The sequence below is a fragment of the Bacillus sp. BD48 genome, from assembly GCF_046566805.1.
Taxonomy (GTDB): domain Bacteria; phylum Bacillota; class Bacilli; order Bacillales; family Bacillaceae; genus Bacillus; species Bacillus safensis.
The window spans coordinates 13270-37711 of record NZ_JANGFM010000005.1 but is presented as its reverse complement, the minus strand read 5'-3'; the positions used below and the strand labels follow the sequence as shown (position 1 = coordinate 37711).

27 protein-coding genes are annotated in these 24442 nt (G+C 40.5%); 24 read left to right on the top strand and 3 right to left on the bottom strand.

Annotation, left to right across the window (positions count from 1 at the left end):
• Positions 1-59: 59 nt before the first annotated feature.
• The 8 genes from ACLGGR_RS14610 to udk all read left to right on the top strand — a co-directional run bounded on the left by ACLGGR_RS14610 (position 60) and on the right by udk (position 8053).
• Entirely contained in the window at positions 60-629 is a 570-nt protein-coding gene (locus ACLGGR_RS14610) for a biotin transporter BioY (protein ID WP_251216457.1), read from the top strand.
• The gene (locus ACLGGR_RS14605; RefSeq protein WP_410973466.1) at positions 629-2089 is read left to right on the top strand and encodes an acyl-CoA synthetase; all 1461 of its coding nucleotides are present in this window, start codon (positions 629-631) and stop codon (positions 2087-2089) included. The genes ACLGGR_RS14610 and ACLGGR_RS14605 overlap by 1 nt, the downstream gene beginning before the upstream one ends.
• Positions 2077-3165, top strand: a complete 1089-nt coding sequence (locus ACLGGR_RS14600; RefSeq protein ID WP_410973345.1) for an acetyl-CoA C-acyltransferase — start codon at positions 2077-2079, stop codon at positions 3163-3165. The genes ACLGGR_RS14605 and ACLGGR_RS14600 overlap by 13 nt, the downstream gene beginning before the upstream one ends.
• A gap of 73 nt (positions 3166-3238) precedes the next feature.
• Positions 3239-4321: an endolytic transglycosylase MltG gene (gene mltG / locus ACLGGR_RS14595; protein WP_410973344.1), complete on the top strand. Its 1083-nt coding sequence runs from the start codon at positions 3239-3241 to the stop codon at positions 4319-4321.
• A gap of 211 nt (positions 4322-4532) precedes the next feature.
• Complete coding sequence (locus ACLGGR_RS14590) at positions 4533-5198, top strand: O-methyltransferase (RefSeq protein WP_039180249.1); 666 nt, start codon at positions 4533-4535, stop codon at positions 5196-5198.
• Complete coding sequence (locus tag ACLGGR_RS14585; RefSeq protein WP_111292104.1) at positions 5195-6124, top strand: peptidase U32 family protein; 930 nt, start codon at positions 5195-5197, stop codon at positions 6122-6124. The genes ACLGGR_RS14590 and ACLGGR_RS14585 overlap by 4 nt, the downstream gene beginning before the upstream one ends.
• A gap of 20 nt (positions 6125-6144) precedes the next feature.
• Positions 6145-7413: a peptidase U32 family protein gene (locus ACLGGR_RS14580; protein ID WP_024423107.1), complete on the top strand. Its 1269-nt coding sequence runs from the start codon at positions 6145-6147 to the stop codon at positions 7411-7413.
• Between the two features lie 7 nt (positions 7414-7420).
• On the top strand, positions 7421-8053 hold the full coding sequence (gene udk / locus ACLGGR_RS14575) for a uridine kinase (RefSeq protein WP_024423106.1): 633 nt from the start codon (positions 7421-7423) through the stop codon (positions 8051-8053).
• A gap of 51 nt (positions 8054-8104) precedes the next feature.
• Here udk and ACLGGR_RS14570 read toward each other — a convergent pair whose 3' ends face one another.
• Positions 8105-8452, bottom strand: a complete 348-nt coding sequence (locus ACLGGR_RS14570; protein WP_142945516.1) for an Ig-like domain-containing protein — start codon at positions 8450-8452, stop codon at positions 8105-8107.
• 623 nt (positions 8453-9075) lie between these two features.
• Here ACLGGR_RS14570 and greA point away from each other — a divergent pair.
• From greA to ACLGGR_RS14555, 3 genes are all read left to right on the top strand, one after another.
• The gene (greA, locus tag ACLGGR_RS14565; protein ID WP_047202506.1) at positions 9076-9549 is read left to right on the top strand and encodes a transcription elongation factor GreA; all 474 of its coding nucleotides are present in this window, start codon (positions 9076-9078) and stop codon (positions 9547-9549) included.
• A gap of 50 nt (positions 9550-9599) precedes the next feature.
• On the top strand, positions 9600-11342 hold the full coding sequence (locus ACLGGR_RS14560; RefSeq protein ID WP_410973343.1) for a peptidoglycan D,D-transpeptidase FtsI family protein: 1743 nt from the start codon (positions 9600-9602) through the stop codon (positions 11340-11342).
• 67 nt (positions 11343-11409) lie between these two features.
• Positions 11410-12075 (top strand): YrrS family protein, encoded by a 666-nt coding sequence (locus ACLGGR_RS14555; RefSeq protein ID WP_323648070.1) that lies wholly within the window; start codon positions 11410-11412, stop codon positions 12073-12075.
• Between the two features lie 176 nt (positions 12076-12251).
• Here the strand turns inward: ACLGGR_RS14555 and ACLGGR_RS14550 are convergent, their stop codons facing one another.
• On the bottom strand, positions 12252-12455 hold the full coding sequence (locus ACLGGR_RS14550; protein WP_048239190.1) for a YrzA family protein: 204 nt from the start codon (positions 12453-12455) through the stop codon (positions 12252-12254).
• A gap of 186 nt (positions 12456-12641) precedes the next feature.
• Here ACLGGR_RS14550 and ACLGGR_RS14545 point away from each other — a divergent pair, with 186 nt between their 5' ends.
• The 7 genes from ACLGGR_RS14545 to ACLGGR_RS14515 all read left to right on the top strand — a co-directional run bounded on the left by ACLGGR_RS14545 (position 12642) and on the right by ACLGGR_RS14515 (position 17323).
• Positions 12642-13283, top strand: a complete 642-nt coding sequence (locus tag ACLGGR_RS14545; RefSeq protein ID WP_323648069.1) for a class I SAM-dependent DNA methyltransferase — start codon at positions 12642-12644, stop codon at positions 13281-13283.
• A 15-nt stretch (positions 13284-13298) separates the two neighbouring features.
• Positions 13299-13994, top strand: coding sequence for a 5'-methylthioadenosine/S-adenosylhomocysteine nucleosidase (mtnN, locus tag ACLGGR_RS14540; protein WP_024423101.1), 696 nt, complete (start codon positions 13299-13301; stop codon positions 13992-13994).
• 46 nt (positions 13995-14040) lie between these two features.
• Entirely contained in the window at positions 14041-14964 is a 924-nt protein-coding gene (locus ACLGGR_RS14535) for a PLP-dependent cysteine synthase family protein (protein ID WP_410973342.1), read from the top strand.
• Position 14965: 1 nt separating this feature from the next.
• Positions 14966-16114, top strand: coding sequence for a bifunctional cystathionine gamma-lyase/homocysteine desulfhydrase (locus tag ACLGGR_RS14530; protein ID WP_410973341.1), 1149 nt, complete (start codon positions 14966-14968; stop codon positions 16112-16114).
• Positions 16115-16186: 72 nt separating this feature from the next.
• Positions 16187-16417 (top strand): YrhC family protein, encoded by a 231-nt coding sequence (locus ACLGGR_RS14525; RefSeq protein WP_410973340.1) that lies wholly within the window; start codon positions 16187-16189, stop codon positions 16415-16417.
• A gap of 449 nt (positions 16418-16866) precedes the next feature.
• A complete protein-coding gene (locus tag ACLGGR_RS14520) occupies positions 16867-17001 on the top strand; it encodes a YrzI family small protein (protein WP_065214597.1) in 135 nt (44 codons plus the stop codon).
• A gap of 160 nt (positions 17002-17161) precedes the next feature.
• Complete coding sequence (locus ACLGGR_RS14515) at positions 17162-17323, top strand: hypothetical protein (RefSeq protein WP_155267112.1); 162 nt, start codon at positions 17162-17164, stop codon at positions 17321-17323.
• 43 nt (positions 17324-17366) lie between these two features.
• On the opposite strand, the gene ACLGGR_RS14510 is transcribed toward ACLGGR_RS14515, so the two are convergent.
• Positions 17367-17492: a YjcZ family sporulation protein gene (locus ACLGGR_RS14510; protein ID WP_008342643.1), complete on the bottom strand. Its 126-nt coding sequence runs from the start codon at positions 17490-17492 to the stop codon at positions 17367-17369.
• A gap of 266 nt (positions 17493-17758) precedes the next feature.
• On the opposite strand from ACLGGR_RS14510, the gene ACLGGR_RS14505 reads away from it, so the two are divergent.
• From ACLGGR_RS14505 to ACLGGR_RS14480, 6 genes are all read left to right on the top strand, one after another.
• Positions 17759-18361, top strand: coding sequence for a class I SAM-dependent methyltransferase (locus ACLGGR_RS14505; RefSeq protein WP_142945735.1), 603 nt, complete (start codon positions 17759-17761; stop codon positions 18359-18361).
• A 414-nt stretch (positions 18362-18775) separates the two neighbouring features.
• A complete protein-coding gene (fdhA, locus tag ACLGGR_RS14500; protein WP_251216466.1) occupies positions 18776-19990 on the top strand; it encodes a formaldehyde dehydrogenase, glutathione-independent in 1215 nt (404 codons plus the stop codon).
• A gap of 86 nt (positions 19991-20076) precedes the next feature.
• Entirely contained in the window at positions 20077-20850 is a 774-nt protein-coding gene (locus tag ACLGGR_RS14495) for a class I SAM-dependent methyltransferase (RefSeq protein WP_142945506.1), read from the top strand.
• A 340-nt stretch (positions 20851-21190) separates the two neighbouring features.
• A complete protein-coding gene (locus ACLGGR_RS14490; RefSeq protein WP_251216468.1) occupies positions 21191-22135 on the top strand; it encodes an ABC transporter ATP-binding protein in 945 nt (314 codons plus the stop codon).
• A 19-nt stretch (positions 22136-22154) separates the two neighbouring features.
• Positions 22155-23321, top strand: a complete 1167-nt coding sequence (locus tag ACLGGR_RS14485; protein WP_410973339.1) for an ABC transporter permease — start codon at positions 22155-22157, stop codon at positions 23319-23321.
• On the top strand, positions 23314-24435 hold the full coding sequence (locus ACLGGR_RS14480; RefSeq protein WP_410973338.1) for an ABC transporter permease: 1122 nt from the start codon (positions 23314-23316) through the stop codon (positions 24433-24435). Before ACLGGR_RS14485 ends, ACLGGR_RS14480 begins: the two co-directional genes overlap by 8 nt.
• The last annotated feature ends 7 nt before the right edge of the window (positions 24436-24442 follow it).

Genomic DNA, 24442 nt, shown 5'->3' with positions numbered 1-24442 from the left:
GACATAATGAACTGCACCTTTTACTCTGTTTTTAACAATAAATTGAGTGAGGGGTATGTATGTTGAAAATTCAAGATATGATGCAAATAGCGTTAATGACAGCAGTCATCGGGATGTTGGGATTGATCCCGCCGATTTTACTTACATTTACACCTGTACCGATTACATTGCAAACCGCAGGTCTTTTGCTTGCTGGAGGGCTGTTAAAGCCAAAACAAGCACTGATCAGTTTATGTCTTTTTCTTTTGGTTGTGGCAGCAGGCGCACCTCTTTTATCAGGTGGGAGAGGCGGAATTGGAGTCTTTTTTGGGCCAAGTGGTGGCTTTCTACTTGCTTATCCAGTTGCTGCCTTCATGATCAGCCTATGGGTGAACCGGCTGAAAAAAGTAACCGCACTGCGTCTTTTTGTGATCTATGCGATTTGCAGTATTGGGATTTTATATTTATGCGGCATTCCTTTTCAAGCCATGATGATGCATATTAAGGTCTCGCAGGCAGCATTTTTTAGTTTGATTTATCTTCCAGGTGATTTCATCAAAGCTGGCATGTGTGCTGTCTTTACGGTCAAAATTATTCAGGCCATGTCATATCGAAAAAGGGATCTGCACAAAGGGAGGCGTGCAGTTTGATCAGAATAACGGAAAGCTATGCAGTACATGCAGAAATGAAACCAGATCAGATTGCCATCATAGATGAGCAAGAAAGCATTACATATCAAGATTGGTATGAACGTGTACAGAGATCGGCACAGTGGTTACAAGGAACGGCTCATCAGCAAAAAAGAATCGCTTTTTTATTATCAAATGGCGCTTCTTTCTTGCAAATATTTGCGGGCGCTGCTTGTGCTGGGTGGACAGCCGTTCCGCTTGATCCGAGATGGAGTCATGAGGAATGTGTAGAAAAGCTCTTGTTAAGTGAGGCAGACCTGGCCATTATAGAGGATCGATATATGAAAAGATTTGAACAGGGCAGTGTGGACATGCCGCTTCTTTCTTTATCTGAATGGAAGGAAACAATGAACCTTTTCACAGACAGTCCATGCAGCAAATGTGATACCGAGAAGGACCCTGTCTTTTATATGGGATTTACGTCAGGATCAACGGGCTCACCGAAAGCCTTTATTAGGCGCCAGCAGTCATGGATCGAGAGCTTTCGAACGACCGCCGCTTCATTTGAAATCACTCATCAAGATCATGTTCTCATATTAGGTACACTTTTATCCTCACACTTTTTATATGGTGCCATCAGTACATTAAACTTTGGCGGCACAGTGACGCTTTTAGAAAAATTTGTGCCAGGAAAAGCAAAGAAAGCCTTAGAGACAGGTGATATCACCGTTATGTATACTGTCCCAGCAATGACAGAAACATTACTGAAAATCGATGCTTTTGGAGGAGACAATCCGCTTCTTGTCATGTCATCGGGAGCAGATTGGAGCATCTCTTCAAAAGAACAGCTTGTCATCAACTATCCACATGTCACTTTTTTTGATTTTTATGGCACATCAGAGTTAAGTTTTGTCTCTTATTTGTCTTCAAATGATTTTCTGCAAAAACCTTCTTCTGTTGGACGGCCTTTCTCCTCCATTCAAGTAGAAGTAAGGCGGCCCGATCAATCTGTTTGTCAGCCAAATGAAACAGGGAGAATTTATGTAAAGAGCCCAATGACTTTTTCAGGCTACTTACATGAGGAGAAACCGCCGCAGGAGTGGCTGACAGTTTACGACATGGGATGGCTGGATGAAGACGGTTATCTGTATATGAGCGGCCGTGAGAATGGCATGATTGTTTATGGGGGGCTGAATATTTATCCTGAGGAAATTGAGCGCGTGCTAAATGAACAGCAAGAGGTAAAGCGGTCGGTTGTGGTTGGCGTTCCTGACCCATATTGGGGTGAAATTCCTGTTGCCATACTGGAGCAAGTGCCGCAAATAAAAGCGGTTCGACAAGCTGTCAAAGAAAAGCTTGCAGCCTACAAGGTACCAAAAAAATGGCTTGTGATTGATCAAATGATTGCAACATCCGGCGGAAAAATAGCCCGCGCGAGCATGAAAAGGTGGGCGGAGGAGCAATTGTCATGCAAGCAGTGATCGTACAAGCAAAACGAACACCCTTCGGTGACAAAAATGGGATGCTGAAAAATTATCGCCCAGAGCAATTAGCCGCTCCCCTTATTTGGCATTTGTCTCAGAAGAGGACGCCAGTTGACGTCATATTAGGCAATGTCGTCGGAGGCGGTGGAAATATGGCCCGTCTGTCTTCAATAGAAGCAGGTCTTCCTTTACACGTTCCCGGTATGACGATTGACAGGCAGTGTGCCTCTGGTCTTGAAGCGATCAGAACAGCTTGCATCATGGTTCAATCGGGGGAGGGCTCAATGTATATTGCTGGCGGGACAGAGAGCATTTCCAGATCACCAATGAAAGAAAGAGCCCGCTTTTCACCGGAGTGGATAGGAGATCCGCATATGGGAGAAGCAGCTGAGCTGACCGCGTCAACATTTTCTGTCACAAGAAAAGAACAAGATGACTATGCCCTTTTAAGCTGGGAAAGAAGTTTAGCGGCATTCAAACATGGTACATATTCAGAAGAAATCGTTTCGATTGATGGTATGAACATAGATGAAGCGGCTGCTAAAATAAGACCGATGACAAAGCTGATCAAGCGGGCAAAGCCTGTATTTTTACCGGGAAAAGGAACTGTGACCGCCGCCAATAGCTGTAAGGAAGCAGACGGAGCCGCCGCCGTCGCTGTGATGGAAAGAGCGTTAGCGGAAGCGAGTGGTTGTAAGGCGATGTTACGGTATGCCGGAAGTGCTGTGACGGCGATACATCCTCATTTTCCAGCTGCTTCACCAATTGATGCGATCAAGAAACTTTTACATCAAGAGAACATCAAGGCAGAAGAAGTGGCGTTATTTGAAATCAATGAAGCGTTTGCGCTGAAAGCAGCACTTATTGCCCGGACGCTAGGTATACCATATGAGCGGATCAATAGAAGAGGCGGTGCACTTTGCCTTGGGCATCCTTACAGCGCGTCAGGAGCTGCTATGATGGTGAGATTATTTTATGAAGCGCGTGCCTTACCGAATGGAAGCTATGTCATGGCTGCTATTGGAAGTGGTGGCGGTATTGGTTTAGCCGTGTTATGTCAAGTTCTGTCATGAGCTGCATAAGCAAGTAATTGCCGAACTCCGTCGAATCATGTACTATAAAAGCTAGATGTGAGGAGGGCCATGCATGTTTTCAGAACAAAAGAAACGACCATTCTTCAAAAGAAAAATGGGGATCGTCCTGTTATCTGTCCTTGCTGTCATCATCATTGCAGCATTATCAGGCTTTTTATATGTTAAATCAGCACTCGGACCGGTCGATCAAAAAAGTAAACAAACCATAAATATTCATATTCCAAATGGGACATCTGTCCGCGAAATTGCAGGCATTTTAAAAGATAATGGGCTCATTTCGAATGACACGATTTTCACTTATTATGCAAAATACAAAAAAGCGTCCGGCTTTAAAGCAGGATATTTTCATTTAAAACAAACAATGGACGCAGACACACTGATTAAAAAGCTGACATCTGGCGGGACAGATTACGCCTTTCAGCTAGTGATTCCAGAGGGAAGACAGCTGTCTGATATTGCAGCCATTATCGCAAATCAGACGAATTTTTCAGCGAAGGAAGTTGAAGCGAAGCTGGATGATCCTGCTTTCATTCAAACATTAATGAAAAAGTATCCGAAAACCGTGACATCACAGGTGGATGGAAAACAGGTGAAACATCCGTTGGAGGGTTATTTATTCCCTGCTACGTATCCATTTTATCGTGAGGATGAATCTCTTGAAACGATCATTGAAACGATGATTAAACAAACAGATCAATACGTGAAAACGTATGAAAAAGACATGAAAAAGAGAAACATGTCCATACATGATGTGTTAACGATGGCATCACTGATTGAAATGGAAGCAACAGAAAAGACAGATCGGGCAAAAATCTCAAGTGTATTTTATAACCGGTTGAAAAAGGACATGCCGCTTCAAACTGACCCAACCGTTCTTTATGCACTAGGTGAGCATAAATCCCGCGTTTATTACAAAGACCTAAAAGTGAAATCTCCATATAACACGTATAACAACAAAGGGCTGCCGCCTGGACCTATTGCAAATGCTGGTGAATCCTCCTGGAAAGCCGCTCTGCATCCAGAGAAAACGGATTACGTTTACTTCCTTGCGAAGAAAAATGGAGAAGTCGTATTTACGAAAACGTTAAATGAGCATAATAAAGCAAAAGCGAAATACATCACAGGCAGCAATTAATGGACAAGTGAATCGAAAAAGACTGTAGACAATATGAGATTGCCTGCAGTTTTTTTCGTTGGAATATCCATTTTATAGGTTCGCAATTACCACTTCTTTGTGGTAAAATATATCGGGTTGTTTTTACTTAGATGAACGAAAGATTGACGAGAAAGAGAGCTGCAATAGGCAGGACTCTTCTTTTTCAGGTCATGAAGGAGCTAGACGGATAATGACTATCGAAGATGATCGAATAAATGATTATATTGAACATTTAATTCACCCAAGTCCTGATGCAATCGCTCAATTAGAGATATATGCAAAAGAGCATCATGTGCCGATTATGGAAAAGGTGAGCATCGAGCTTTTATTGCAGCTGCTTTCGATGAAAAAGCCGAAGAAAATTCTTGAGGTCGGGACAGCGATTGGCTATTCCGCCATTCGAATGGCAACAGCTCTGCCAGATGCTGAGATTTATACGATTGAGCGCAATGCAAAGCGCTATGAAGAAGCGACGCGGAACATTGAGGAATTAAAGTTAAAAGAAAGAATACACGTGTTTTTTGGTGATGCGATGGAATCGGCTAAAACGGTCCAAACGATGGCGCCCTATGACGTGATTTTTATTGATGCTGCAAAAGGGCAGTACAAGCGTTTTTTTGAGCTGTTTGAACCGATGCTCGCTCATGACGGAATGATCATTACAGACAATGTATTATTCAAAGGCTTAGTGGCGACAAATTATGAAGAAGAAATTGAAGATAAACGAAAAAAACAATTAATTGGAAAAATTGATCGATACAATCAATGGCTTATGTCAAACCCGGATTTCCAAACGTGCATTATTCCCGTTGGAGACGGGATCGCCATTAGTACAAAAAGAGGTGACCAATCATGAAGAAACCAGAATTGCTTGTGACGCCAAGCAGCGTGTCAGATGTACTGCCATTAATTGAGGCAGGAGCTGATGCATTCTTAATAGGCGAACAAACATACGGTATTCGTCTTGCAGGTGAGTTTTCAAGAGAAGATGTGAAACAAACGGTAGAGCTTGCACATGCCCATCACAAAAAAGTGTATGTTGCGATGAATGCGATTTTTCATAATGACCGCGTGCAGCTGCTTGGAGATTATTTGACCTTTCTCGATTCATTAAGCGTGGACGGCGTCGTCTTTGGAGACCCAGCCGTGATCATGGCGGCAAAGGAAACAGGGGTGAACCTGAACCTTCACTGGAGTACAGAAACGACTGGGACCAACTATTACACTTGTAACTACTGGGGCAGAAAAGGCGCATCGCGTGCTGTTCTTGCAAAAGAGCTGAATATGGACAGTGTGATCGACATCAAAGAAAATGCTGAGGTGGAAATTGAAATTCAAGTCCATGGCATGACATGTATGTTTCAGTCGAAACGTACGCTCATCGGCAACTACTTTGAATACCAGGGCAAACAAATGGACGTCGAAGGCAGAAATATGGAGGAAGGGCTATTCCTGCATGACCAAGAGCGTCAAAACAAATACCCTATTTTCGAGGATGCAAACGGGACACATATTATGAGTCCAAATGATGTATGTATGATTGACGAATTAGAAGAGTTTGTTGACGCAGGCATTGACTCATTTAAAATTGACGGAATTTTAAAGTCACTTTCTTATATGACAGAGGTGACATCACTTTATAGAAAAGCAATTGATTTACTAACGACTGACAAAGACGCGTATGAAGATCAGAAAGAAGACTGGGTGAAGCGGATTGAAGAGATTCAGCCAGTGAATCGTTCGATTGATACGGGATTCTTCTTTAAAGAAACGGTTTATTAATATAAGAGGAGGCAGAGGAAATGGCATTATTGAAAGATGGTATTTCTGAAATGATTGATGGGAAACGTGTCATTACAAAAAAACCAGAACTGCTTGCACCCGCAGGAAACTTGGAAAAGCTGAAAATTGCTGTACATTACGGAGCTGACGCTGTCTTTATTGGCGGGAAAGAATTTGGACTTCGCTCAAATGCAGATAACTTTTCAATTGAAGAAATGGCAGAAGGCGTCGCATTTGCAAATAAATATGGCGCACGTATTTATGTGACAACGAATATCTTTGCCCACAATGAAAACATGGACGGGCTGGAGGAATATCTTCAAGGGATTGAAGGCGCTGGAGTTGCAGGCATTATCGTAGCTGATCCACTGATCATTGAAACGTGTAAACGTGTTGCACCGAAACTTGAAGTCCATTTAAGCACACAGCAATCTCTTTCAAATTGGAAAGCTGTTCAATTTTGGAAGGAAGAAGGGCTTGAGCGTGTGGTGCTTGCACGTGAAACAAGTGCGCTAGAAATTAGAGAAATGAAAGAAAAAGTCGATATTGAAATCGAAACATTCATTCACGGTGCGATGTGTATCGCATACTCTGGCCGCTGCGTGCTCAGTAACCATATGACGGCAAGAGATTCTAACCGCGGAGGCTGCTGCCAGTCCTGCCGCTGGGATTATGATCTTTATAAACTAGAAGGTTCTGAGGAAGCGCCATTATTTGGCGAGGAAGATGCGCCATTTGCGATGAGTCCAAAAGATTTGAAGCTTGTTGAATCCATTCCTCAAATGATCGAAATGGGAATTGACAGCTTAAAAATCGAAGGACGGATGAAATCCATTCATTATGTTGCCACTGTTGTGAGTGTGTATCGTAAAGTCATTGATGCGTATTGTGCTGATCCAGACAATTTTGTCATTCAGCAGGAATGGTTAGATGAATTAGATAAATGCGCAAACCGTGACACAGCGCCAGCCTTTTTCGAAGGCGTACCAGGAACGGATGAACAAATGTTTGGCATTCATGGAAAGAAAACGACATTTGATTTTGCAGGTCTTGTTCTTCATTATGATGAGAAAGAACAAATCGTGACATTGCAGCAGCGTAACTTCTTTAAGCAAGGTGACGAAGTCGAATTCTTCGGACCAGAAATTGAGAATTTCACATGCAAAATTGAAACGATTTGGGATGAAAAAGGAAATGAACTAGATGCCGCTCGTCATCCGCTGCAAATCGTCAAATTCAAGCTTGATCAAAAAGTATACCCTAGCAACATGATGAGAAAGGGGAAATAACAGCCACATGAGGAGTAAACCAGTTGTCATTGGTATTGCTGGCGGCTCAGGTTCAGGTAAAACGAGCGTCACCAATTCAATCTATGAAAAATTTAAAGGACATTCCATCCTCATGCTTCAGCAAGATTTATATTACAAAAATCAAAGTCATATGCCATTTGAAGAGCGCCTGCTCACGAACTATGATCATCCGCTTGCATTCGACAATGACCTGATGTTTGAGCATTTGGAACAGCTCTTAAGGTACGAATCCATTGAAAAACCAATATATGATTTTAAACTAAATACACGTTCAGAAGAGACGGTTCATGTTGAGCCGAAGGATGTCATTATCGTAGAAGGTATCTTTGCGCTCGAAGATGAACGTTTGAGAGACTTAATGGATATTAAACTGTATGTCGATACAGATGCAGACCTTCGCATCATCCGCCGCATTTTACGCGATACGAAGGAAAGAGGCCGGTCGATCGATTCTGTAATTGAACAATATGTATCTGTTGTCAGGCCGATGCATAATCAATTCATTGAACCGACAAAGCGATACGCCGATATCATCATCCCAGAAGGCGGTCAAAACCATGTGGCGATAGATCTCATGGTCACAAAAATTCAAACCATTCTTCAAAACCGAGCAGAGTAATGGTGGAGAAGAAAAAGACCTTTACAGTGTAAAGGTCTTTTCAGCATCATCTTACCAAACTCTCACATAAACTTGTCCTAAGACAGACGTTCCTTTATAAAGAGTGATAGTGGCATCGCCACGTGAATGAGCGGTTACTACTCCAAAAGAGTTAACAGTAGCAACACTCTGGTTATCTGTCCAATAACGAGTTGCTGCAGCATTATAGACTGAGCACTGCTCGCCAACTCTCATAGGTAAATCGTAATTTTGAATCGAAATTACATCTAATGTTTTCAATCCCGAAGAGCAGCTATTGACTGTGAAATCCGCTGTTTCTTTGGCTGAAGCCATGCCCATTAGTGAAAAAGATAAGGTAGAGATGGATAGAACAGAAACAATTGTTTTCTTCATGTTCATTCAAAACACTCCCTAGCATGTATTTGGTCTTGCATTGATAGAATTCAACAAAAACCAAATATTTCCTTGTTAATATTTGTTAATAATATGTGAACATTTATTAAAGCATCATTCTCAGAAAGAATTTTGAGGGTTTGATATGATAGTAAAACAATGAAGAAAAGAAGAGATGGAGAAATCACTACCACATAGCGAAAGAATCAAGTTAAAAAAGTATATTAAAAAAACGACAAACAAATCATCACAAATTTTCAAACAATTCTTGATCAAAAAGCAATTTTGTAATAATATAGCATAGACATATCGTACACTGACCATATTATGTATTGGAAGATGGAGAATGGATAAGCTATTCTTCTACATATGATCGAAATGGCCGAACGAGGTACAGGAGTTTCCTGTGCCTTTCCACAGTTTGTGCGATTTTAGACCGCTGCGAGTGGTCCTGTCTAATAAAAGGCATAATAGTTGCATCTAAAAGGGACGCCATGTAAGATGGACTTTTACGAATATGGGACAGAAGGAATGAGGGCCTGAACATGTCCTCATTCTTGTATATTTCAGTCGTCACTCACATGCAGAAAGTTTGTATGATGAGGATTAATAGAAGGAGTGAATGATTCATGGCACAAGAAAAAGTATTTCCAATGACAGAAGAAGGAAAACGTAAATTAGAAGAAGAGCTTGAACATTTGAAAACGGTTAAACGTAAAGAGGTTGTAGAGCGTATTAAAATCGCTAGAAGCTTTGGAGACCTCTCTGAGAACTCGGAATATGATTCTGCTAAAGAAGAGCAGGCGTTTGTAGAAGGCCGTATTACAACGCTTGATAATATGATTCGTAATGCCAAAATTATCGAAGATGAAGGAAATTCAAACGTGGTCTCACTTGGTAAAACAGTGACATTCGTTGAATTACCAGACGGTGAAGAAGAGTCTTACACTATTGTTGGAAGTGCAGAAGCTGATCCGTTCGAAGGCAAGATTTCAAACGATTCACCTATTGCAAAAAGCCTTTTAGGTAAACAAGTAGACGACAAAGTAACCGTTCAAACACCTGGCGGAGAAATGTTCGTCCAAATTGTAAAAATTTCATAATCACGTTTATCAGGTAAACACCTCGTCCACAATAGGGACGAGGTGTTTTTATGCGCAAAAAAAGAAGAATTCAATGGACAGGTGCAATTATTTTTATACTATTGCTCGGTCTTCTGTTTAGACTGGCAGAAATTCAGCTGTTCTTCACAGAATCTTTTTCAAAGCTTGATATCAATTTAATACAAGAAAGTGTCAAACAGCGAACAGAAGAAGTCGTTATTTCAGACGGGCGCGGTGAGTTTTTAGATCGAAACGGCCAAGCGCTACTTACAAAAGAACAGCCCGCGGTTATCTTATTTCCTTTCCTGCAATATGATCTTCCGCACCTACAGCAAACCGCCTCTATTCTTGAGATGGAAGAAGATGAACTCAAAAAACAGCTGACAGAAACAAAAAAACCTCTCATTTTAAAAGATGACATCACGAAAAAAAAGCTGAAAGACATCAATGATATGAAATATTCAGGTGTGTACGGCGTATATATGAAAGAGAAGGACAAAAAAAGACTTGCCCTCCACACATTAGGCTTCACAAGTGAGAATCCAGAACTACTCAGAAAGCGTTATCCTGACAAAAAAGAGCTTTCTATTCGTACTGAAATCGGCACATTTGGGCTGGAAAGCACCTTTGACGAATTTCTATTACCCGAGCAAGACACAAAATTGTTATATCATGTGGACGGAAGGGGAAACCCTTTGTTCGGTATGGACGTCAAATATACAGCAGAAGCTCATTCCTTTTACCCACTTCAGGTACAGACAACAATAGATGAAGACATGCAGGCTGAAATGGAGAAGGTGCTCAAAGAACAAGGCGTTGAAAAAGGCGGTGCTGTTCTGCTCGACATTGAAAGCAGCAGTGTGCTGGCGATGGCGAGTACCCCAAATGTCACAAGTAAAAACCGGCATGAGGCAAGAAATTACATGCTGACAGCCATTGCACCAGGCTCTGTCTTTAAAACGGCAGTGCTTGCCGCAGCAATCGAAAAAAACCTTGACCAGCCACAAACCATGTATGACTGTCGAAAGAATTTATATGGAGAGCCTGAAGGAAAACAGAAAGTGATGAATCTGACTGACAGTTTCTCGCAGAGCTGCAATTATACCTTTGCGACACTTGCTGAAAGGCTCATTCAAACAGATGATCAAATCATCGAAAAGACGGCTTCAAAGCTTGGACTCATAGATCGAGCTGGCTGGGAAGGGGATGTCTATCATAAGCAGCACTTCAAACAGTTTGATCGTGAAGAAACAGGCAGTGTGTGGGGAGATAAAAGAGACAAGCATGTCAAAAAAGCCATTGCACAAACCGCAATAGGACAAAAAAATGTCAAAACAACTCCTCTGCAAATCGCGAATATGATGGCTACGATCGCAAGAGGAGGAGAACGAAAAGAAGTGAAAATCGCAGAAAAAGTGCTGTATCAAAACGGAACAACGATGCTGTCCTTTCAAAACAAACGACCTGAAGCGGGCAGCATCGACCGCTATACAGCTCAAAAGCTGCAAAAATACTTAAGACAGGTGGTGACCTCTGACAAGGGAACCGGAAGAAGGTTTCAAGATTTGCCATACGATGTAGCGGGAAAATCAGGTACTGCCCAAACCGGCAGTCAAGACAAAAAGGGGAATCCGCTTTATCATAAGTGGTTTGCTGGATACTTTCCGGTAGAAAAACCAAAATACGCCCTTGTCGTTGTTCACCTTGACGAGACAAGTGGCCGGGCTAAGACAAATGATGCGTTTTATGATATTGTAAAAAAGGTCAATGAAATTGAAATGAAACAGACATAGAACATCCCTTCATGACATGTTAGAATAGTAACGACTTAGGGAACAGAGGCAAAGGAGTGCAGAGATTTTGAGTAGAAATTCTCGATTTGAACATCGTGATAAGCGCAGAAAGGCAAATATGGTGCTTAACATATTAATTGGTATCGTTGTGGTGCTTATTTTGGTTGTCGCATCGAGTTTGTTAATTTTTAATAAGCCGAAAGATCCAGATGTAGCGGATGCGCCATCAAAAACGGCACCTGCAACAAGTGAAAATAAACAAAACTCAAAAGAAGATGTGAAAGATCCAAAGAAAGACACATCCAATGATTCAGATGCAAAAAAAGATGATTCAACTGATCAAGACGACGAAACGAAGAAGACAGATGATGAAGAGAAACCTAATAAAGATGCGTTAAAAGACGCCAAAGAAACAGATGGCGGCAAAACGAGTGACGTAGACAAAACATACGAAAATGATGACTGGGAGCCTGTAGGAACAGAGCAATCCGGTTCACATACAGCAACCTATGATTCGAGCTCAAAAGACTGGAAAGAAATGATCAAAGCCATGTCTTATGCGACAGGAATTTCAGAAGATCAAATGACTGTTCTTTGGTTAGGAAATAACGGAGGTCCTCAAGATGCAAAAGGAACCATTCGTGATAAATCAACAGGTGAACGCTACCGCGTGGAAATTACGTGGGTAGATGAAAAAGGCTGGAAACCTGTGAAGGTTGAAAAATTAAGATAAACATGAAAAAAAGATAGCAGATATGCTATCTTTCAGATTGAAGACAAAGGGCTAAAATGATCTTTATTTTAGCCCTTTTGTCTTCTTTTCAGCCGTATAGAAAACCTTTGCAGACCTGACACCGAATGCGAGGGTTTGTCTACACGCTGAGATAGCAGATATGCTATCTTTTTTGTTTAGACATTTGCTTTAAAATGAACAACTGCTGTATACAAAATCCGCTCATCGATCACAGTCGTTTGATGACTGACAGAATGAACGGTCAGCAGGATCGCCTGATTATGCTCAATTTGTTTTTGGATCTTTTGTTCAAGTTCTTTTAAAGACGATGCTTCAAAAAATTCAATTTTGTCCTTTAAAAAATCCAGCTGAAAATCCATTTGATTCACCTCTCTATACTCTTCATTCATCTTAATCTCTCTCCCTCAGAAGGGCAAATATTTTTCTGCCTCTCCCAGTATTTTTTAGTAGGAAAGAAACAGAAGTTGTGGTAGGATAGGAACTGTTCGACGGAATAAAACATACTATACGCATAGGAATAAATAGATAAAGTGGAGGGAAAGAAAATGGGACGTGAGTTTCTTTCTTTATTTGATCATTGGGCTGACTCTTATGACGACACGGTAAGTGGTCATGATGAGCAGTATAAAGAAGTGTTTCGCCGGTATCCGGCCATTTTAAAAGAGATTGCCCGCCGTTCAGGCCAATATATTCTTGAGTTTGGAAGCGGTACGGGGAATCTAACAGCGCTACTGCTTGCAGCTGATAAAAACGTGTTTGGTGTTGAACCATCAGATGCCATGAAGAAAGCGGCTCTTCAAAAAGGAGTACCAGATGTATTTCATGATGGGGATTTTTTATCATTTCCAGTACCGCCTTTTGAGCCAGATACGATCGTCAGCTCATATGCTTTCCACCATTTAACGGACGAAGAAAAAAAACAAGCCATTCACACCTATAGCAACATCCTTCACTCAGATGGTAAAATAGTCTTTGCTGATACAATGTTTCAAAATCAAGCAGCACATCAAGCTGAGATCAACAAAGCGAGAGCCGCAGGGTTCGATCAGCTTGCAGAGGATTTAGAAACGGAATATTATCCATCCATTGATGTGCTAAAGCAAATCTTTGAAGAAGAAGGTTTTAGCACGTCCTTTCATCAAATGAATGATTTTGTTTGGATCGTAGAAGCGAAGAAAAGGGAATGAAAGGATGTTTTTGATTTGAAAATCGCAGTCATAGGTGCAATGGAAGAAGAAGTGACGATTTTAAGAGATCAACTAAAAAATGCTACACAAGAAAACATCGCTGGGTGTGAATTTACAACAGGTGTTTATGAAGATAAAGAAGTGATTTTATTAAAATCGGGGATTGGAAAAGTAAATGCAGCGGTCAGCACAACATTACTGCTTGACCGCTTTCAGCCAGATTATGTGATCAATACAGGATCTGCTGGCGGTTTCCATCACTCATTAAATGTAGGTGATATTGTCATCTCTACTGATGTGAGACATCATGATGTAGATGTGACCATCTTTGATTACGAATATGGACAAGTGCCGGGACTTCCAGCTGCTTTCATTGCAGATGAAAAGCTTGTGAAGCTGGCAGAGGAATCTGCTTTAGAGATCGATCATATTCAAGTCGCAAAAGGAACGATTGCAACAGGGGATTCATTTATGAATGATCCGGATCGTGTAGCGTTTGTAAGAGAGAAGTTTCCAGAGCTATATGCAGTGGAAATGGAAGCTGCAGCCGTTGCACAAGTCTGCCAGCTCTTTGGCACGCCATTTGTTGTCGTTCGTGCGCTATCAGATATTGCAGGGAAAGAATCCAATATCTCCTTTGATCAATTCCTTGAGCAAGCAGCGATTCACTCAACCGACCTTGTCTTGCGTATGATAAAGCAAACACAATAAAAGAAGGGGTTTCCCCCTTCTTTTCCATGCAAAGGAAGGGAATCATATGGCTGTCATAAAGGATATTACAGAATTAATTGGCCGCACACCGCTTTTAAAGCTGTCAGGGATTGGCATCCCAGAAGGCGTTGAGGTGTATGCAAAGCTTGAGATGATGAATCCAGGTGGAAGTATTAAGGATCGATTAGGTGATATGCTCATTAGAGAAGCATTGGCATCTGGCAAACTGCGAAAAGGCGGAACCATTATTGAAGCGACTGCTGGAAACACAGGCATTGGGCTTGCCTTAAGTGCAAGGAAGCATCAATTGCAGACCATTTTTTGTGTACCAGAACATTTTAGTCAAGAAAAACAACAGGTGATGAAGGCGCTCGGTGCTGAGATTATTCATACGCCGAGAAAAGAAGGCATGAAGGGTGCGATTGATCGAGCCCTTGAACTAGAGGCAAGCCTCGACAATGCCTATTGTGTTTTACAATTCAAAAACCAAGTAAATCCATTGACTTACTACAGAACGCTCGGTCCGGAGTTATGGTCTGACTTAAAAGGGAATATCGATGTATTCGTGGCGGGAGCGGGATCTGGAGGGACTTTTCAAGGTTGTGCTGCCTATTTAAAAGAGCAGCATCAGGCGATAAAAACAGTGGTTGTGGAGCCTGAAGGTTCAATTTTAAATGGTGGAGACCCGGGCTCGCATAGAACGGAAGGAATTGGCCTTGAATTTATCCCAGATTATATGGAACAGTCTTTATTCGATGAGATTTACACTGTCAGTGATGATGATGCGTTTCGAATGGTGAAAGAAGCAGCTGAAAAAGAAGGTGTTCTCATCGGCAGCTCTTCTGGTGCCGCTTTATTTGCCGCTTTAGAGGAAGCAAAGAAAGCAGCCCCTGGGACAGTCATTGTCACCATTTTTCCTGACAGCAGTGAGCGATATTTAAGTAAAGGAATTTATGAGGGAGGAAAATAGCATGAAACCAAAAACAATGATGATTCACAGCGGAACAACGGGTGATGAAAGAACAGGTGCCGTGTCTGTTCCGATTTACCAAGTGAGTACTTATAAACAGCCGAAAGCAGGCGAACATACGGGGTATGAATACTCCAGAACAGCAAATCCAACAAGAACAGCACTGGAAACAGTCATTCGTGATCTTGAAGGAGGAGCAAGCGGCTACGCATTTGGTTCAGGGATGGCAGCCATTACGGCTGTGATGATGCTGTTTAACAGCGGAGATCATATTGTCCTGACAGATGACGTGTACGGAGGAACTTACCGCGTCATCACAAAGGTGCTAAACCGCATTGGCATTCATGCAACCTTTGTTGACACAAGTGATCCTGAAGCAGTGAAAAAAGCCATTTTACCTGAAACAAAAGCCGTCTACATTGAATCACCAACCAATCCTTTACTCAAAATGACGAATTTAAAAGCCATTGGCGAATTGACAAAGGACGCCAACATTTTGATGATTGTCGATAATACATTTTTCACACCGTATTTCCAAAAGCCGATTGAATATGGCGCGGACATTGTCTTGCACAGTGCGACTAAATATTTAGGCGGCCATAGTGATGTTGTAGGCGGGCTTGTCGTCACAGCGACGAAAGAACTTGGAGAAGAACTCCATTTTGTTCAAAACTCAACAGGCGGAATTCTTGGACCTCAGGATTCATGGCTTCTCATGAGAGGGATCAAAACGCTTGGACTAAGAATGGAAGCACATCAACAAAATGCACAGAAAATCGCTGAGTTTTTAGATCAACATTCAGCCGTCACACGTGTTTATTATCCAGGTCTCGGTACTCACCCTGGCCATGAACTTGCGAAAACACAAGCGTCAGGCTTCGGCGGCATGATCTCTTTTGATATTGGAAAAGAAGAACATGTCGATGTATTTTTAAGCCAGCTGAAGCTGTTTACAATCGCAGAAAGCCTTGGAGCGGTTGAAAGCTTAATTTCTGTCCCTGCCCGAATGACCCATGCGTCCATTCCAAAAGACCGCCGGGAGGAGCTCGGCATTACAGATGGTTTAATTCGTATTTCGGCCGGAATTGAAGATATCGATGATTTACTGAATGATCTGAAGCAAGGACTAAGCGCGCTGGCGAATGGATAGATTTACATGCTCCTCGCTTTCTCTCACTATGTTAAGCTATGAATAGACATTGATAACTGGAAGGTGAAACAAGTGAAGAAAAAGTGGAGTGATTTAGTGACAGATTACAAGCAGTACGCTTTTATTTTGCTTGCTGTCAGCACCTTTTTATATATTGGTACAATCTTACCGAATCAGCACATCGAAGCATCTCCAAAAATGCTGATGATGGGAATAGATTGTATTTTCTTATTAGCAGCGTTTGTTTGTGTTAAACGCGCGATTTTCTTTCAAAAGAAACTGCAAGAATTAGATGAAGATTAATTCGAAAGTCTCCTCATGTGCCCTGAGGAGGCTTTTTTCATTGTATTGGACAATCGGACAAGAATAACTGTAGAAATTTAGTCAAAAACACAAAAATCATCTATATTACTAAAAACAGGTTTACAAAATGGTGCTTGCTGGATATACTTACAAAGTAATTAAAAAAACGTAAAGGAGGCTGAAGAATATGTTATTCGTATCTACTTGTGATCAATTCAACCAACAATTTCATCATGTCATCAGCCTGTGGAAGAGTTCGTGTCCTTCCTTTGCCTTATACGGTGCACGCTTCAAAACTGTTTAAGTAAACGAGGATTTCACACGTATCATCCATTGCAGGTTGGAAGACACTGTCTTTTGATCTGCATTTTTGTGTGCCCGCAGGTCAACTGATAAAGAAGATCTGCGGGCTTTTTCGCGTGCTGCGAACTGAAGGGAGGTGAGCGTATATGACAATCCATTTATTTTTTATTACTTTGACGATCAAGCGTAAATACAAGGACATTGAGACCGTTCTTTACGAACAAGAAGTCGAAACAATTTATGAAGAAATGAAACAGAAACAACTAAAGTATATGAACTAAAACAAGAAATGAAAAATGTGAAAAGGAGGAGATTGACATGTTTATGATGCTTGCAATGCTTGATTGTTATACGAGGGAGAAGGACCAGGTTTAGACACGCTCCACATTGATCACCTGCACATATGATAACCGTAAAAGGAGATTGTGAGGTGATCAATGAATGTCGATGTCACCATATATGAGGTTTCCGTCTGTAGGGCACGGGTATGCATCAATTCCGCATTCCTTAAAGCACGGGTACGGCAATCCATACCGAATGCAAAGAGAGCAAGAGGAAATGCTCAGACGTTATATGTATCAGTACCGGACTTATTGGTATTAAAGAAAAGGAGCAGGAAACGTCATGGTTTCCTGCTCCTTTTACGTTAGCAAATCCAGCTTGCACCAATGATGATCAACAAAATGAACAGTACAACAAGCAATGCGAATCCGCCTGCAAAACCGCCACCGTAGCCACCGCAGTAGCCTCCAGAATAACCGCCAAAGCCCATAATCTAGCACCACCTTTATCTAATCAAGATACATTTATAAATTATGCAGCTCATGCAGAAAACGAAATCAATCTGAGCACAAATAATGAAAACGCCTATTCAGCTTAAAAAAATTTCACTTTCTGCGAAACATTTTCTGAAAAGGAGCGTCTTATAAAGGACAAATAAATTAGGACTAGGTCTTAATTTTTGTTAGGTGAGAGCCGATATGAAAAGTAAGAAAATTTGTAAATAGTTTATTTACTGGTGAAAAGCAGGTGTTAACATTGATTCAAAGCTGGATTGGAAAACAGATGAGGGAACCAAAAGGCTTGTTCTCAAAATGGGTTGCCCGCTATATGGAAAAAAATCATCATAATATCAATGAATGGACGCTTCAACTCTTAAATATACAAGAAAATGACCGAATTTTAGAAATTGGGACTGGGAGAGGCATCACCTTATCAAAGGTAGCAGAAAAACTTGACCGCGGAAAAGTATATGGGGTAGATGCTTCTCGTCATATGATTAAATATGCAAAACGAAAACATAAGAAGCTAACGGAACAGGACAAAGCCGTTATTACGCTTGGTAAGGCTGAGCAATTACCTTTTGATGACAGATCATTCAATAAATTATTTACGGTGCAAACGATCTATTACTTGAAGGATATTGAGCAAGTCATGAAGGAAGTGTACCGTGTTCTTCAAGTGGATGGAGAAGTATTTTTATCCTTCCAAAAGCAGGAGCTGATAAAGGAACAAAAACGGTCAACATCTTTTTCATCGTACAGTGAACAAGAGATCAGCCGCCTATTTTCAGCGTATCACTTTAGAGAAGTCTCGGTTTATCACTATGATACATACATCTGTATCAAAGCCTTAAAATGATGAAAATATTTCCCAGGTAATGAACAAGCAATCAAAAAAGAGGCTCTTCGTCAGAGGAGCCTCTTTGCCTGCATTCGAATGTAAAAATATAAAAAGACTCTTCATCAGAAGAGCCTTTTGTATGTGATGTAGGCGCCAGCCAGGTGTGTAAGGAATGATAGTATATATAAGGAATTTGTTTGTCGATTAAGGATACCTGTCTGGCTTATTTCTTATATCGACACCATTCTGCAAAAGTTTAGCTTTTTTTTCAATATTTTCTTTTTTATTTCACTGGAAGACACATTTTTCTTTCTCACGTAGACATGTACCTCCTTCTTTTTCACATAATGTGCTGTTTGAAGAAGGAAATTGCTTAAGAAATAGAGAAAATTGTAGAGACTTCATTTTTAAACAAAAGGGAGGAATGAAATCATGTCGGGAAACAAAGGTGTCGTTTATAAAGGAGCAGGAAAAGTAGCAGTTGAGGATATTGGATACCCTGATTTGGTCTTAAAAGACGGCCCGGGTGTACCTAAAGCCAATGTGGGGCGCAAATGTGAGCATGGCGTCATTTTAAAAGTAGTGACGACGAATATTTGCGGAAGTGATCAGCACATGGTGAGAGGGCGTACGACTGCACCTGAAGGGCTTGTCCTTGGTCATGAAATTACAGGTGAAGTCGTTGAAGTTGGACGAGATGTAGAGTTTATTCAAAAAGGGGACCTCGTGTCCGTTCCGTTTAATATTGCATGCGGACGCTGCGTCATGTGTAAAGAACAAAAAACCCATGTGTGCTTAAATGTAAACCCGGACCGTCCAGGCTCTGCCTATGGATATGTAGATATGGGCGGATGGGTTGGCGGCCAATCAGAGTACGTCATGGTGCCATATGCAGATTTTCAGCTGCTCAAATTTCCGGACAAAGATCAGGCGATGGAAAAAATACTTGATCTCACGATGCTTTCCGATATTTTCCCGACAGGTTTTCATGGTGCTTATTCGGCTGGCGTAAAACCGGGCTCTACCGTCTATATTGCAGGTGCTGGGCCAGTAGGTCTTGCAGCAGCACATTCGGCTCAGCTTCTTGGCGCATCTGCTGTGATAGTTGGAGATCTGAATGAGCAAAGACTGGAGCAGGCAAGAAGCTTTGGTTGCGAGACGATCAATTTACGAAAACACGATCGAATCGGCGAACAAATCACACATATTTTAGGGGAGCCAGAAGTTGATTGTGCCGTCGATTGTGTCGGCTTTGAAGCTTCGGGTCATGGGGATCAGGGAGAAGCACCTGCGACTGTTTTAAATACGATTATGGATATTACCAAAGTTGGCGGCAAGCTTGGAATTCCAGGGCTTTACGTCACAGAAGATCCAGGAGCAGTGGATGCCGATGCAAAAGTCGGTTCTCTGAAAGTACGAATTGGACTTGGCTGGGCGAAGGCTCATACCTTTGTGACAGGCCAAACCCCTGTTATGCAATATCATCGCAGTCTAATGAAATCCATTTTAAGCGGAAGAGCACAGATTGCCAAAGCCGTCAATGCAACCGTCATCGACCTTGATCAAGCCCCTAAAGGATATAGTGACTTTGATTCGGGTGTGGCGAAGAAATTTGTGATTGACCCGCACGGAATGCTTTCTCGATAAATTTTTAACATGAAAGGAGCCGCTCAATAAAATGGGACGGCTCTTTATTGTGGAAAATCCAGTCTATTTCAAAGGGGAGGAATCAGATGAATTCAGATCAGGCCAAAAGAAGAGTGGTAGAACAATTTGGGAGAAATGCAGAAAAGTATGTGACAAGTCAAACTCATGCAAAGGGAGCAGACCTGGATCTAATTGTTGAATGGACAGCTCCAAAAGAAAGCTGGATCGTACTCGATATAGCAACAGGCGGGGGGCATACCGCAAAAGCACTAGCCCCATATGTGAATCAAGTGTTTGCGACGGATTTAACGAAAGAGATGCTTTCTAATACATCACTTCATTTAAAAACGTATCCACAAATTTTTTATGTAGTAGCGGATGCGGAAAACCTTCCTTTTTTAGATGGCACATTTGATATGGTCACATGCCGAATTGCAGCACACCATTTCCCGCACCCTGAACAGTTTGCCAAAGAGGCATCTCGCGTATTAAAGTCAAATGGTCTGTTTTTCTTTATTGATAATGTTTCGCCAAATGATGAAGAGCTTGCACTATTTATCAATCAGCTGGAACGATTGAGAGACCCAAGTCATGTCTCCTGTTTATCTACAGAACAATGGCGGGAATTGTTTTTAAAAGAGGGAATAAAAGAAGTAAGATCAATGGAACAAAAAAAACGTTATCCTTTTCAAGAATGGGTCAAGCGAACAACGAAAACTTTAAAGGAAGAAGAGAACGTTACAAAATACATGATAGATGCTAACGAGAAAATAAAGCAATATTATAGATTGAAAATGACAGAGGATAAAATAGAATCAATAGAGGTGGATGACTGGATCGCACTTTTCAGGAAAGAATAAAAATGTCGATTCAACTTTGCTGGACAAAACAGACTCGAACATTTGTGAAGGGTGACCCCTGTGCTGTAATATGACTGAAGTTTGTATTTGATCCGCATAAATTGATTTCAAAAAGTTGATTAAAAAACTTACAAGAATACCTTGTAAGTTTTTTGTATTTTTAAAATTTAAAAAAGCCTGTACTATTCTCCTGCATTCCGTAACATGTTAAAATGAACAGATTGGAAATATTCATCTTTAGTAGAATTTTTTTACTATATATTATGATTTGATTGGATGATATTTATTATAAGGGATTTTATGTGAGAGAACGATAGACAGAATAGAGGAGAGAGATAGGTTGCTAAAAGTACATGACATTAAGAAAAATTATGAGGATCAACAGGTATTAAAAGGGGTAACCTTTCACTTAAAAAAAGGAGAATCGTTTGGTCTATTGGGACCGAATGGCGCTGGGAAATCCACATTAATTGGCATCTTGACAGGGCTTATCCGCGCAACAAGCGGTACTGTAACGATTGAAGGTTTAGATTTAAACAAAGAAACAAAAAAAGCACAGCAAATGATTGGTATTGTTCCGCAAGAGATCGCTTTATATTTACATTTGACAGCGAAAGAAAATTTAATATTTTGGGGGAGAATGTACGGACTCAAAGGAAAGGAGTTAAAAAGCAGAGTACAAGAAACACTTCAGTTAATTGGTCTTGAAGATAGAGCAAATGACAAAGTGAAAGTATTCTCTGGAGGAATGAAAAGAAGAGTGAATATCGGATGCTCGATTTTGCATCAACCGAAACTATTAATCATGGATGAACCGACTGTAGGCATAGATCCACAATCAAGAAATCACATACTAGAAACAGTAAAAAAGTTAAATAGTGAAGGGATGACAATTATATATACTAGTCATTACATGGAAGAAGTCGAATATTTATGTGAAAGAATGGCCATTTTGGACCACGGATCGATCATTGCCATGGGGAATCAACATGAATTAAGTGAGCTTGTTGGCAATCAACGAGAAATTATTTTTACTATTAAACGTGAACATGGACAGAGCGAAATAGATCGTGTGTGCCAATACATAAATGATGAAGATCCGTTAAAGGAAATCGTGATTCATGGAAATCAAATTAAAATATTTGATCAACATCCTCAGCAGCTATTAAGTCGTCTCATTCAAGGTGTAACTGCATTAAATGTTCAAATTATTTCAGCAGAAATCGTAGAACCAAACTTAGAAAATGTTTTTTTATATTTAACTAGTAAAAAATTGAGGGATTAGGCTGTTTGGAGGTAAACATATGAGCATTTGGGTTGTACTGAAAGATCTATTATTGTTTTTTAGGGATAAGAAAAGCTTTTTTACACTTTTTTTTATGCCTATCATATTAATTGCTATTTTAGGTGCAGCATTTGGAGATAACATGAAGAAAGATAGTGAAATCAGGATCAATTCATTTCGAGTAGGAATAACAGATCAAGACAAGTCCGCTACAAGTAAAATGTTTCTTTCAACATTGTCTAAGAGTGAACTTAGTGACATATTTGATGTGAAGGTCACCTCGAAAAATCAGCTAGAGAAAGATTTAAATAGTAGAGACATTACAATGGGTATAATCATCAAGCCGGATTTTGAAAAAAGCCTATTGAATCATGATCATGTGCAATTGAATATTTTGAAAGGACCTAATTCAACCTTACAGGAAATGGTTCTAGAAAATGTGATTCTGCAATTCTATCAAAATTATCATATGAATCGTATTCTGGTGCCGTTGAATCAAGGTAAAGAAGTGGAGATCGTGTCTGATCAACTGAATAAAGAACTGGTGAACGAGAGAAATATTCATCTCAACAGCCAGCCGATTACATCCTTCCAATACTACGCAGGCGGGATGGGGGTGCTTTTTTTATTAATGACTGTTGTTTTTCTAGTAGGAAGTATGATAGAGGAAAAAGAGGACGATGTTTATAAAAGGCTGATTGTATCAAAATTAAGCAATACGAATTACATCGTTGGGAAGTTATTGGGTATTGTTTTGATGAGTATGTTTCAACTTTCGGTCATTATTTTATTTACTAGTTTAGTCTTTAAGGTGAACTGGGGAGAGCCTTTTACTGTTGTTATGATCGGATGTAGTTTTATATTAAATGCTGCGGGTTTCGGGGTGCTGATTGGTTCTTTTATCAATAAAGAAAAAACGTTTAACAGTGTGGGTATTTTAGGAACTCAAGTGTTAGCTGCTTTAGGCGGGAGTATGGTGCCCTTATACTTATTCCCACAATGGGTGATTGATATCAGCTATTTTTTACCTAATTCTCTTGCACTTCAAATGTTTTTGAAAAGTATGGCTGGTGCTGATTTTAGTGAAATTCAAAGCGGATTATTACTTAGCTGTGGGATGGGACTAGCTTTCTTCATCATTGCTTTATTAAGAATGTCTTTTGAAAGGAAGCATCGTTATGCATAAAATATTAGCCATTATAACGTTAAAGTTAAAAGAAACATTAAAGTCCCCATTGACCCTCATTTTTTTATTTGTGATGCCAATCGTATTTAGTTTTATCTTTGGTAGTACCGCATCTGATACAAAGAAACCGACAGTTGCTTTTATTCTAGAGCCGAGTCAAGGTAAACTGGATCAAGAAATTTTTCAAATTCTCGAAAAAAACACCAAATTTCTCTGGGTAAAGGCAACTGAAAGCGACGCAAAAGATTTAGTATCTGAAGAAAAGGTAGTTGCGTCTGTGAAAGTCGCAAACCAATTAAAGTCCCATCTAAAAGAAAATAAAGAGATTTTTGATGTGACAGTTTATAAGAAAACTGAGGAATATGCAGTCTTATCTCCCTATTTAAAAGAGACAGCAGCCATCATTTATCAAATCAATCAGGGTGTGAAAGAGCAGAAAAGTGTTTCTCTCACCAATGCATTGAACAAGTTAAATGGATCTGGCACCATTTCATTGATTGAAAAAAATCAAGATGGTCAAGCAAGCCAGCAGCCAAATTTGATACCACTTGGCTTTACCATTATGTTTATGATGTTTGCGATTTCAAGCTCTGTGTCATCTATTCATTTGGAGTATAAAGATTATACATGGCAAAGATTGCTTTCGAGCCCAATTCATAAAATATATGTGCTGCTGGGCTATTTAATGGCTTATTTCCTTCTTGGATGGATACAACTGGGTGTTCTTTTGACCGTTTTATCTGTGTTCTTTCATGTGTATTTAGGCAATCTGTTTCTTATTTTAGTGTTCGGATCATTTGTTATAGGGCTTGTTGTGAGTTTGGGTTTTATGATTGCCACCTTATCTCATACAAAAAAGCAGGCTGAAGTATTTAGTGCAATTGTCATTGTAGGATCGTGCATGCTGGGTGGTATTTATTGGCCTTTAGATATCGTTCCAGACATGATGAAGAAGATCTCTTTGGCTATACCACAAACGTGGATGATGTCTGGTTTTGGTGAGATCATGAGCGGTACTGTCAACCAATCAATCTTATTATTAGACATAACAGTTTTAGCTGCTTTTACGATTGTTTTTATGGTGATTGGTTTGAAAAATATCAGATCCTATTAATCACTTT